This window comes from Streptosporangium sp. NPDC002607 (genome assembly GCF_053592655.1).
In genome coordinates this window covers 1-11,876 of record NZ_JBSFWD010000033.1, presented here as the reverse complement: position 1 = coordinate 11,876, position 11,876 = coordinate 1, and the positions used below count along the sequence as shown (strand labels likewise).

The following is an 11,876-nucleotide window of genomic DNA, read 5'->3' as shown; positions in this document are numbered from 1 at the left end:
CCTCCGAACACCCCCCAACCGAGGAAGAAGCATGAGAATTCGACGAACGCTGACCGCGGTTCTGGCCGCGCTCGGCATGTCACTCGGCCTGTCAACGGTCGCGGCCCCGGCCTTCGCGGCATCCCCCACCGCCGTCTTCACCAAGGTCTCCGACTGGGGGACCGGCTTCGAGGGCAAGTACACGATCACCAACGGCGGCACCACCACGATCAACGGCTGGTCGGTCGCCTTCGACCTGCCCTCCGGTGCCAACATCGGCTCCTTCTGGGACGCGTCGCTGAGCCGGAGCGGGCAGCGCTTCACCTTCACCAACGTCGGCTGGAACGGCACCCTGGCGCCCGGTGCGACCGCGAGCTTCGGCTTCAACGGCAGCCCCGGCGGCGTCACCCCGTCCAACTGCACGCTCAACGGCGCGGCCTGCGGCGGCGGCAGCACCCCCGGCACCCCGGGCACGCCCGGTACCCCGTCGGTCACCGCCACCACCAACTCCTCGATCTCCCTGTCCTGGGGCGCCTCCAGCGGCACCGTCACCGGCTACCGCGTCTACGAGGGCGGCACCCAGCGGGCCCAGGTCACCGGGACCAGCGCCACCATCGGCTCGCTCGGCACCTGCACCTCGCACACCTACACCGTCAAGGCCTACAACGCCCAGGGCGAGTCGGCCGCCAGCGGCGCGGTGAGCGCCACCACCACCGGCTGCACCAACCCCGACCCGGTCGGCAAGATGCCCGGAGCCCCGTACCTCTACATGGGCTGGGGCAACCCGCCGAACCCCGCGACGGTCATGAGCGCCACCGGCGTGAAGTCCTTCACCATGGCGTTCATCCTGTCCAGCGGCGGCTGCACCCCCGCCTGGGACGGTAACCGGCCGCTGACCGGCGGCGCCGACCAGACCGCGATCAACCAGATCAAGGCCGCGGGCGGCAGCGTCCAGATCTCCTTCGGCGGCTGGCAGGGCAACAAGCTCGGCCCGAACTGCGCCACCCCGGCCGCCTTCGCCGGAGCGGTGCAGCAGGTCATCAACGCGGTCGGCCCGGCGGTCGTCGACTTCGACATCGAGAACACCGACGAGTTCGAGAACTACACGGTCCAGGACCGCATCCTCAACGGCCTGAAGATCGTCAAGCAGAACAACCCCAACGTCAAGATCGCCGTCACCTTCGGCACCACCACCACCGGCCCGAACTCCCACGGCATCCGTCTGATCAACCAGGCCAAGGCGCTGGCCGTGCCGATCGACAACTACACGATCATGCCGTTCGACTTCGGCGCCTCCAACATCTACACCGACACCGTCAACGCCTCCGAGGGCCTGAAGAACGCGCTGAAGGCGGCCAACGGCTGGACCGACGCGCAGGCGTACGCCCGGATGGGCATCTCCGGCATGAACGGCCTGTCCGACCAGCAGGAGCTGACCACGGTGGCGGCCTGGACTCAGATCCGCGACTGGGCCAAGTCCAAGGGCCTGACCCGTCTCGCCTACTGGGCGGTCAACCGCGACCGTCCCTGCCCCGGTGGCGGCGTGGTCTCCAACTGCAGCGGCATCGCCCAGTCCGACTGGGACTTCACCCGCGTCACCGCCGGCTTCTAAAACCGCACGGAGCGGGCCCGCCCAGCACGAAAACGTCTGACGCGGGCCCGCCCAGGGCGAAAACGCGGAGCGTAAGCGCGCCGAGCGAGAACGCCCGGGGCGGAAACACGCCGCGCACGATCCGTACGGCCGACACGACTCGTACGGCCCGCACCTCGCCCGGGGTGCGGGCCGTACCCCCCACGACACCCTCCTAAAGATCTTTGCGGGGTAAATCGGATGCACCTCAGGAAACTCGCCGCAGCCGCCGTGCTGGCGCTCGGCGGGACGATGCTCGCCGCGACACCGGCCCACGCGGCCAACATCGCGACGAACCCGGGCTTCGAGAACGGGCTGAGCGGCTGGACCTGCTCGGCCTCCTCGGGCGCGACGACCGTCTCCTCGCCCGTACACGGCGGGACCAAGGCCCTGCAGGCCACGCCCCAGGGCTCGGATCAGGCCCGCTGCCAGCAGACGGTCAGTGTCAAACCGTCCTCGTCCTACTCGCTGTCGGCCTGGGTGCGCGGCGGCTACGTCTTCCTGGGGGTGAGCGGCACCGGAACGACCGACACCAGCACCTGGGCCTCCTCCCCGTCGGCATACACCCAGCTCACGCGTACCTTCACCACGGGCGCCTCGACCACCTCGGTGACGATCTACACCAGCGGCTGGTACGGCCAGGGCGCCTACCAGGCCGACGACGTGGTCCTCGACGGCCCGCCGGGAACCGGCACGCCCAACGACACCACCCCGCCGACCGTGCCGGGGAACCTCACCGTAGGCGGCCCGACCGCGAACTCACTGACCCTGGGCTGGTCGGCCTCCACCGACGACTCCGGCACCGTGGCCCGCTACGAGGTCTCCCACGACAGCGGCGCGCCCGTCGACGCGGGCTCCGGAACCGGCTACACCGCGACCGGGCTGAGCCCCGACACCGCCTACGGCTTCCGCGTGCGGGCCTGCGACGGCGCGGGCAACTGCTCGGCCTACACCTCCTCGGTAAGCGGCCGGACCAGCCGCGACACCGGCCCACCGCCCGGCGGTGAGATCCGCTACGCCCCCTACATCGACATCACCATGCCCACGCCCTCCCTGGTGAGCGCGGCGGCGGCGACCGGGGTGAAGAACTACACCCTCGCCTTCGCTCTCGGCGACAGCAGCGGATGCAACCCGGCCTGGGGCGGCACCATCCCGATCAACGACTCCCGGATCGTCAACGACGTCAGGGCGCTCCAGGCTCAGGGCGGCCAGGTCATCGTGGCGACCGGCGGCGCGATGGGACCGTACCTGGAGCACGTCTGCGGTACCTCCGCCGCGCTGGTCGCCGCCTACAAGAAGGTCCTCGACACGGTCGGCACCAACCATCTCGACGTCGACGTCGAGGCCTCGATCGACGCCGCCAAGGTCAACACCGCCCTCAAGCAGCTCCAAGCCGAGCGCGGCACCGTGATCAGCTACACCCTGCGCATCCAGGGCCAGGACTACGGCGTCGACCCGTTCTCGCTGTCGATCCTCCAGGACGCCGCCGCCAAGGGCCTCAACGTCATGGTCAACCCGATGCTGATGAACTTCGGTTACACCGGCAACTGGGGCGACGCCATGATCGCCGCCGCGCAGGCGACCCTCGCCCAGATGAGGACCGTCTGGCCCGCCAAGACCGACGCCCAGCTCAAGAAACTGCTGGGCCTCACCCCGATGATCGGCAGGAACGACACCGGGATGACCACCACCCAGGCCGACGCCCGCAAGCTGCTCGCCTGGGCCAACACCAACCACGTCGGCTTCATCGGCTTCTGGTCCAGTGCCCGCGACAACGGCGGCTGCCCGAGCGGCCAGGTCTCACCGACCTGCAGCGGCATCTCCCAGTCGGCCTGGGAGTTCACCAACATCTTCAAGGGGTTCACGGGATGAGGTTCAGGAAACTCGCGGCGATCGCCGTACTGGCACTGGGCGGGACGATGCTCGCCGCGTCACCCGCCCACGCCGCCAACATCGCGGTCAACCCCGGCTTCGAGAACGGGCTGACCGGATGGACCTGCACGGCGTCCTCCGGGGCCACGGCGGTGTCCTCGCCGGTGCACGGCGATACCAGGGCACTGCAGGCCACACCGGCCGGGAACGACACCGCCCGGTGCCAGCAGACGGTCAGCGTCAGACCGTCCTCGGCCTACACCCTGTCGGCCTGGGTCAGGGGCGGCTACGTCTTCCTCGGCGCGACCGGCACCGGCGGGACCGACCCCAGCACGTGGACGTCCTCGCCGTCGTCCTACGCCCAGCTGTCCACCTCGTTCACCACCGGCGCCTCGACCACCTCGGTGACGATCTACGTCAACGGCTGGTACGGCCAGGGCACCTACCAGGCCGACGACTTCGTCCTCGACGGCCAGCCGGGCCAGGGCCAGCCCCCCGCCGCACCCACCGGGCTCACCGGCACCGGCAACGTCACCACCGCGTCGCTGAGCTGGAACGCCTCCTCGGGTGCGACCGGCTACAACGTCTACCGCAACGGCACCAAGGTCGGCAGCGCCACCGGGACCACCTTCTCCGAGACCCCCGGCGCGGGCACCCACAGCTACCAGGTGAGCGCGACCAACGCCTCGGGTGAGTCGGCGAAGTCGGGCGCGATCTCCGTGACGGTCGGCAACGACCAGCCGCCGCCCCCGTCCGTACCGTCGGGGCTGGCCGCCACCGTCAGCGGCACGAGCGTCTCGCTGAGGTGGAACGCCTCCTCGGGTGCGACCGGCTACAACGTCTACCGCAACGGCACCAAGGTCGGCAGCGCCACCGGGACCACCTTCTCCGAGACCCCCGGCGCGGGCACCCACAGCTACCAGGTGAGCGCGACCAACGCCTCGGGTGAGTCGGCGAAGTCGGGCGCGGTCTCCGCGACCGTCACCAACATGCCGCCCCCCGGCGACCTGCCCAAGCGGGTGCTGGTCGGCTACCTGCACGCCTCCTTCGCCAACGGCTCCGGCTACATCCGGATGGCCGACGTCCCCAATGAGTGGAACGTCATCAACCTGTCCTTCGGCGAGCCCACCTCGGTGACCTCGGGGGACATCCGCTTCACCCAGTGCCCGGTCGCCGAGTGCCCCAACGTCGAGTCCGAGGCGGAGTTCATCGCCGGAATCCGGGCCAAGCAGGCACTCGGCAAGAAGGTGCTGATCTCGATCGGCGGCCAGAACGGCCAGGTCCAGCTGAGCACCACGGCCGCGCGCGACAAGTTCGTCCAGTCGGTGAGCGCCATCATCGACAAGTACGGCCTGGACGGGCTGGACATCGACTTCGAAGGCCACTCCCTCTACCTCGACAGCGGCGACACCAACCTGTCCGCACCCACCACCCCGGTCATCGTCAACCTGATCTCCGCGCTGAAGACCCTCAAGGCCAGGTACGGAGCCCGGTTCGTACTGACCATGGCCCCCGAGACGTTCTTCGTCCAGCTGGGCTACCAGTTCTACGGCCCGGGACCGAACGGCTCCGCCGACCGGCGGGCCGCCTCCTACCTCCCGGTCATCCACGCGATGCGTAACGACCTGACCCTGCTGCACGTCCAGGACTACAACTCCGGGCCGATCACCGGGCTGGACAACCAGTACCACACCATGGGCACCCACGACTTCCACGTCGCCATGACCGACATGCTGCTCGCAGGCTTCCCGATCGCCGGCAACCCGGCCAACGTCTTCCCCGCGCTACGCCAGGACCAGGTCGCCATCGGCCTGCCCGCCGCCGCGTACGCGGGCAACGGCTTCACCACGGTGGCGGAGGTCCAGAAGGCCTTCGACTGCCTGGCGAAGGGGACCAACTGCGGTCCGTACCGGCCCAGGGGGGTCTACCCGAACCTCCGCGGCCTGATGACCTGGTCCATCAACTGGGACAGGTACAACGCCTTCGAGTTCTCCCGCAACCACCGGGCCTATCTCGACGGTCTGGGCTGAGAACTCCTCGCCGCCGGGAGAGACGGACTTCCGGCGGCGAGGTTCCCCCCTCCGCGTCCGCGGGTCTCATGGGGCGGGTACGTCCTCTTACGCCCGGAGCGGTTCGCGACCATCACTCTTCGTGATGACTTGGATTCTCAAGGTCGCCAAAACTGGCAGAGAGGTCTCGGTTTAGAGACCGGGTGGCCGGTCGGCGGTGAGGTCCGGCAGGCTAGAGGCCGTCATGGACTACGCAATTCTCACGGGGTTCGTCCTCGTCACAGGTGTCGTGCTCGCCCTGGTCGCACAGTGGAAGGGCTGGCGGCCCTCACTGCTGGCCGTGCTGGTGGTCGGAATCGTCTTCAGGGTGCTCATCATGACCACCTCGGCGATGGACACCTGGCAGCCGGTCGACTTCGTCAACAGCTTCAAACCCGCGGGTGAGGCGGTCCTGAACCGTGAGGATCCCGTCCTGGGGAGCAACGGCGGCTGGCACTTCCTGCCGACCATCCCCTACGTCTACGGCTTCCTGCTCTGGCTGGGCATCCCCTGGGAGATCGGCGGGCGCCTGGTCACCGTGGTCGCCGACATCGCGCTGATCCCGCTGGTCGGCAAGCTCGCCGGAGGCTCCAAGGCGTCGTTGCGCGCCTTCCAGTACGCCTGCAACCCGCTGGCCATCCTGGTCGCCTCCGTGCACGGCCAGGTCGAGCCGGTCGCCCTGGTCTTCGGCGTCGCCGCCTTCGTCGTCGCCCGGGGGCCCGGCGACCCCGACCGGCCGGGCATCCGGACCGACGTGGTCGCGCTGGTGCGGGGCAGCGTCGCGTTCCGAGGCCTCCCCGGTGCCGTCCGGCATGCCACGGGTCCCACCGGCGTGGTCCGCAGGGCGCTCACCCCGCGCCCAGGCGACCGGCAGTCCCTACGCCGCGCCCTGTTCGCGGGGCTGCTGATGGGCCTGGCGCTCTGTGCCAAGAGCTGGCCGATCTGGCTCATCCCGGGCATGCTCCTGCTGCTGCCCACCTTCCGCGCCCGCGTCGTGGCGTTCGTGGCCACCGGCATCGCGCCGATCTTCTTCCTGGTCACCCTGCCGATCTTCGCGGGCACCTCGCTGAGCCAGATCCCCGAGGTCATCCGGGTGATCCAGGACGTCCGCCCGATCGTCGGCCAGTGGACCTGGAGCGCCATCCTGATGGGCGGTGTCAACGATCTGAACCAGGCGATCGCCACCTTCGGCACCCGTCTGGTCTACGTCACCCTGCTGGTGACCGCCTTCCTGTGGCGCCGCGCCGACCCGGTCGACCTCACCACGGCGCTGCTGATCGCCTTCATGGTCGCCACTCCCAGGCTCGGCGCGCAGTACCTCCTGTGGTTCATGCCGTTCCTGGTCGCCCGTCCGACCCGTTTCGCCTGGCCGGCCATCATCGGCGTGTCCTTCTGGGCCGCGTACGGCTACCTCTACATGACCCAGTTCGACTCCGCCACCTGGCGGAGCCTCCATGTCTTCTGGTCCCAGGGCTCCATCGTGCTGCTGCCGATCCTGGTGCTCGCGATGCCCTGGGCGCGCCGCGTCTTCAAAGCACCTGAGGCTCCCGAGGAACCGCCATCCCTGCGGCCCGTCCCGGCCTCCCCCAGCCTGTCACCGCCGTGATGGGTTAGCTGGTTAGTGTAGGCAGGTGTGACGAACACTGTGGAAATTCTGCGCTACACGGCCTTCACCCATGATCCCGAAGGGGGGAACCCCGCCGGGATCGTCCTCGACGCGGCCGGGCTCTCCGACGAGGAGATGCTCGCCGTCGCCGCCGAGGTCGGATACTCCGAGACGGCGTTCGTGACCGCTCGCGACGACGGGCGGCGCGCCTTCCGGGTCCGGTACTTCGCGCCCTCGACGGAGGTGGCGTTCTGCGGGCACGCCACGATCGCCACCTCGGTGGCCCTGGCCGAGCGCCTCGGGACCGGCCGGCTGGTCTTCGACACGAACGCCGGTGAGATCGTCATCGACACCGAGATCGCCGACGACGCGCTCCGTGCCACGCTCACCAGCGTCCCCACCTACTCCCGGCCCGTCGCGGAGGAGACGCTGGAGGAGGCCCTCGCCGCCCTCGGCTGGTCCCGCGACGAACTCGACCCGGCCTTTCCTCCACACGTCGCGTTCGGCGGCGTGCAGCACCTCGTGGTCGCCGCGGCCTCGCGCGAGCGCCTGGCCGACCTCGACTACGACTACGAGCGGCTGAAGGCACTGATGATCCGCGAGGACTGGACGACGGTGAACCTGTTCTGGCGGGAGAGCGACGAGCGGTTCCACACCCGTAACCCTTTCCCGGTCGGGGGCGTCGTGGAGGATCCGGCCACCGGGGCCGCGGCCGCCGCCTTCGGCGGCTACCTGCGCACTCTCGGCTTCGACTGCTCGGAGTTCACCGTCATCCAGGGGGTGGACATGGGGCGGCCCAGCACGCTGAAGGTCTCGATCACCTCGGCCGACGGCCGGAGCCGGGTGAGCGGCGGAGCGGTGGCGCTGGAGATCGTCTGAATCCCCGGCACGGCTTGACTTTGACCAAGCACTTGCTCAAGATCCGGGTGTGGTGACATTCGCGGACCTGATCCGGGCGCGGGCCGGTGACGAACATCCCGGCCTGCGCTTCGAGGACGAGAGCTACAGCTGGGCGCGGATCGTCCACGAGGCGGAACTGCGGGCGGCACTGGCACTGGACATGCGGGAGCCGGGCCGCCCGTTCCACCTCGGCGTCCTGCTGGAGAACGTCCCCGAGTACGTCTTCTGGATCTTCGCCGCGGCCCTCTCGGGCGCGACCCTGGTCGGCATCAACCCCACCCGGCGCGGCGCGGAACTCGCCGCGGACATCCGGCACACCGACTGCCACCTCATCGTCACCGACACCCCGCGCTCCGCCCTGCTCGACGGTCTCGACCTCGGGCTGCCACCCGGCCGGGTCCTGCTCGCCGACACCGACGGCTACCGCGCGCTGCTGGCCCGCCGCACCGGCACCGAGGCGAGGGCGGCCCTCGACGCCGAGAAGCCGCCACGGCCCGAGGAGGCGTTGCTGCTGCTCTTCACCTCGGGTTCGACCGGATCCCCGAAGGCGGTGATCTGCGGTCAGGGGCGGCTGGCGGCCATCGCGGGGCGGGGCGGCCGGTTCGGGATCGACCGGGAGTCGGTGACCTACCTCGCGATGCCGCTCTTCCACGGCAACGCCGTCATGGCCAACCTGGCGATGGCCACCGGCGTGGGCGCGACGGTGGCGATGCGCCGCCGCTTCAGCGCCTCGGAGTTCCTCGCCGACATCCGCAGGTACGGCGTCACCTACTTCAACTACGTCGGCCGCGCCCTCGCGTACATCCTGGCCACCCCCGAAGGCGACGACGACTCCCGCAACCCGCTGCGGGCCGCCTTCGGGACCGAGGCCTCCTCCCGCGACCTGACCGAGTTCGCCAGGCGGTTCGGCGCCCAGATCATCGAGGGGTACGGCTCCTCGGAGGGGGCGATCGCGATCAGCAAGGTCCCCGGAACCCCGGCCGACGCGCTCGGCCTGCCGCAGCAGGGGATGGACGTCGCCGTTCACGACCCCGCCACCGGTCGCGAGTGTCCGCGGGCCCGCTTCGACGACAGTGGCGGGCTGGTCAACGGGCACGAGGCGATCGGCGAGATCGTCCGGCGCGACGCCTCCTTCGAGGGCTACTACAACAACGCCGAGGCGGACGCCCAACGGCTCCGCGACGGCTGGTACTGGAGCGGCGACCTCGCCTACCGCGACAGCGCCGGATACTTCTACTTCGCGGGCAGGGACGCCGACCGGCTCCGGGTGGACAGCGAGAACTTCGCCGCCGCGCCCGTCGAGCGCATCCTCGCCCGCTACCCGGGCACGGTCATGTGCGCCGTCTACGCGGTGCCCGACCCGCGCACCGGCGACCAGGTCATGGCCGCGCTGGAACTCGACGGCGACTTCGAACCTGCCGGATTCGCCGCGTTCCTCAACGCCCAGCCCGACCTCGGCACCAAGTGGGCTCCCCGCTTCGTACGGCTGACACCGGAGATGCCGCTCACCGCCACCAACAAGGTGGACAAGAGCGGTCTGCGGCGCCAGCTGTGGGAGTGCGCCGACCCGGTGTGGTGGCGGCCGGGACGCGACCTCGCCTACGTCCCGCTGACCGAGGAGGCGTGCTCGGCACTGCGTGCCAGGTTCGTCGACTTCGGCCGCGCCCGGCTGCTTCCCTAGTGCCCGTCAGTATCCGTCGCCGGACTGTCCGATCAGCCGGCCCAGGGGAACTCCCGCCAGCCGCCGTACCTCGTTCGCCATGTGAGCCTGGTCGGCGTATCCGCTGGCCGCGGCGACCTCGGCCGCCGCGATGCCGCGCCTGGCCAGCCGCAGCGCCCGCTGGAACCTGACCACCCGCTGCAGTGTCTTCGGGCCGTACCCGAAGGCCCGCAGGGACCGGCGCAGAAGCTGCCGCTCGCCGAGCCCCAGATCCCAGGCCACCTCCCTGACGCTCCGCCCCGCCAGCAGTGCCTCGGCGATCGCCGACGCGGCGGGATCGGGCTCGGACGTCGTGCGCATTCGTACGGCCAGAACCCGTTGCACGGCGTCGGCGACTGGCTCCGGTGACCCTCCCGTGAAAGGGGCCAGCTCGGACAATTCCCTGAGCGGTTCCAGCTCGGACAGCGGTACCCGCAGGTCACGCAGGCTGTCGAGCGGCACGCCGAACACCCCGCCCGCCGCGCCGGGTCTGAACCGGATCCCGATGTAGCGGTCGCCCGGCGACATCCACACGGTTTTCGGGCCGGTGTCGGGACCCGCGACCTGTGCTCCGCTCGGACCCCAGATCAGATCCACACAGCCGTCGGGCACGACCAGCTGGGGCGTGCCCGTGGTCGTGACGGCGGTTGTGACGGTGGTCGCCTCGTTGCTCCACACGCAGGCCACCCGCCCGGCGACGCGGGAGTCCGGAGCCCACTCGCGATACATGGCCTCAGGTTACGGGCGGCTCTCTCCTCCTCCGTTCTTCTCCTGCCGGTCGCCCGTCGTCGAGTCCTCCGCCGCCGGCTGCCCCTCGTCGGGCACATTCCCCGAGACGAGGGCGGCGGCCCACTCGCCGTCGGGATCGCTGTCGATCAGCAACGTGCGGGTCAGCAGGCTGAGCGGGATGGCCAGCAGCGCGCCCAGCGGGCCGAGCAGGAACGTCCACAGGATGAGCGAGATGAAGGTCAAGGTCGTGGACAGCCCGACGGCGTCACCGAGGTACTTGGGCTGGATCAGCGACTGCACCACGAAATTGATCAACACATAGGCGACGATCACGAAGAGCATGGTTTTGGGGCCGCCCGACAGGAGACCGAGCAGGGCGGGCGGTATCAGGCCCAGGACGAAGCCGATGTTGGGGATGTAGTTGGTGATCAGTGCCACCACGCCCCAGAGGAGGGGGAGCGGCACGTCGAGAAACCAGAGCGCGGCCACGTCCAACGCGGAGCAGACCAGCCCGAACGCCGTCGACACCACAAGATAACGACGGGTCCGGTGGGCGAAGTCGTGGAGCGCACCGATGAGCAGGGGTCTGCGCGCCGCCCCCATGGCGAGAATCCTGGAGAAGGCCTGCGCGTCCAGGCACATGGCCAGGAGCAGGACGATGATGAGAACGATGCCGGAGAACGCGCCCACCAGCCCGCTGAGGAATTCCTGCGCGATCGTGAAGACCTTGCCGGGATAGAAGGAGTTGATCGCCTGGTTTATCTGCCGCGTGCCGATGCCGAGGTTCGCCGCCAGTTCCTGTGCCTGCAGAACGAGGTGCTGGAACTGCTTGTCATAGGTGGGTATGAGAGCGGCCAGTTGCGCGACGGCAAGGGTCAGGATCGCCACCATGCCCAGGAGTATCAGCAGCACGATCACCAGGGGGACGGCCACTAGTACCCACCCGGGAGCACCGTGCCGGTGAAGCCAGGTCCTGACCGGGGAGACCGCCAGTACCAGGACCAGCGCCAGCAGTGCCGGTCCAACGATCGAGTCGACTTGCCTGACCCCTCCCAGGACGATCACCGCACTCGCGGCGCAGAGAAGCACGACGAGCGCCCTGGGCAATACTCGCTGGTCCGTCATATTCGATCTCTACCCAGCGAACGGGAAACACGTCTCCATGGGGCACGCGCTTTGATTTGACGGGACCCGGCGGCGTACATAGAGTTCACAGGCCCGAGGAGGTCGGCGGAGATCGCCAGAGCCTCGGGACCACCCTTTTGATCAGTTCCCTCGTCGGGACGCATGCGTCGCGCCGAGATCCGATTGGACAACAACCGGATGTTGGAGTAAGTTAGAGGGGTTGCCCTGGAAACAGGGTGGTCGCAATCCTAGCGGGTTCGGCGGGTCTGAGTCGATGGTCGGGAAGCC

Annotated in this window: 8 protein-coding genes; 6 read left to right on the top strand and 2 right to left on the bottom strand. The window is 69.5% G+C overall.

Annotated elements, in window-relative coordinates; genetic code table 11:
• Positions 1-31: 31 nt before the first annotated feature.
• The 6 genes from ACWD3H_RS30955 (at position 32) to ACWD3H_RS30930 (ending at position 9,716) form a co-directional block, all read left to right on the top strand.
• A complete protein-coding gene (locus ACWD3H_RS30955; protein ID WP_451957492.1) occupies positions 32-1,591 on the top strand; it encodes a cellulose binding domain-containing protein in 1,560 nt (519 codons plus the stop codon).
• 219 nt (positions 1,592-1,810) lie between these two features.
• Positions 1,811-3,481, top strand: a complete 1,671-nt coding sequence (locus ACWD3H_RS30950; protein ID WP_451957491.1) for a carbohydrate binding domain-containing protein — start codon at positions 1,811-1,813, stop codon at positions 3,479-3,481.
• Positions 3,478-5,511 carry a carbohydrate binding domain-containing protein gene (locus ACWD3H_RS30945; protein WP_451957490.1) on the top strand — a complete coding sequence of 678 codons (2,034 nt, stop codon included), beginning with the start codon at positions 3,478-3,480 and terminating at the stop codon, positions 5,509-5,511. Before ACWD3H_RS30950 ends, ACWD3H_RS30945 begins: the two co-directional genes overlap by 4 nt.
• A gap of 223 nt (positions 5,512-5,734) precedes the next feature.
• Positions 5,735-7,135, top strand: a complete 1,401-nt coding sequence (locus ACWD3H_RS30940; protein ID WP_451957489.1) for a hypothetical protein — start codon at positions 5,735-5,737, stop codon at positions 7,133-7,135.
• 27 nt (positions 7,136-7,162) lie between these two features.
• The gene (locus ACWD3H_RS30935; protein ID WP_451957488.1) at positions 7,163-8,014 is read left to right on the top strand and encodes a PhzF family phenazine biosynthesis protein; all 852 of its coding nucleotides are present in this window, start codon (positions 7,163-7,165) and stop codon (positions 8,012-8,014) included.
• A 49-nt stretch (positions 8,015-8,063) separates the two neighbouring features.
• A complete protein-coding gene (locus ACWD3H_RS30930; protein ID WP_451957487.1) occupies positions 8,064-9,716 on the top strand; it encodes an AMP-binding protein in 1,653 nt (550 codons plus the stop codon).
• A gap of 6 nt (positions 9,717-9,722) precedes the next feature.
• Here ACWD3H_RS30930 and ACWD3H_RS30925 read toward each other — a convergent pair whose 3' ends face one another.
• Positions 9,723-10,463, bottom strand: a complete 741-nt coding sequence (locus tag ACWD3H_RS30925; RefSeq protein ID WP_451957486.1) for a DUF6597 domain-containing transcriptional factor — start codon at positions 10,461-10,463, stop codon at positions 9,723-9,725.
• Between the two features lie 9 nt (positions 10,464-10,472).
• Entirely contained in the window at positions 10,473-11,588 is a 1,116-nt protein-coding gene (locus ACWD3H_RS30920; RefSeq protein ID WP_451957485.1) for an AI-2E family transporter, read from the bottom strand.
• Between the last annotated feature and the right edge of the window lie 288 nt (positions 11,589-11,876).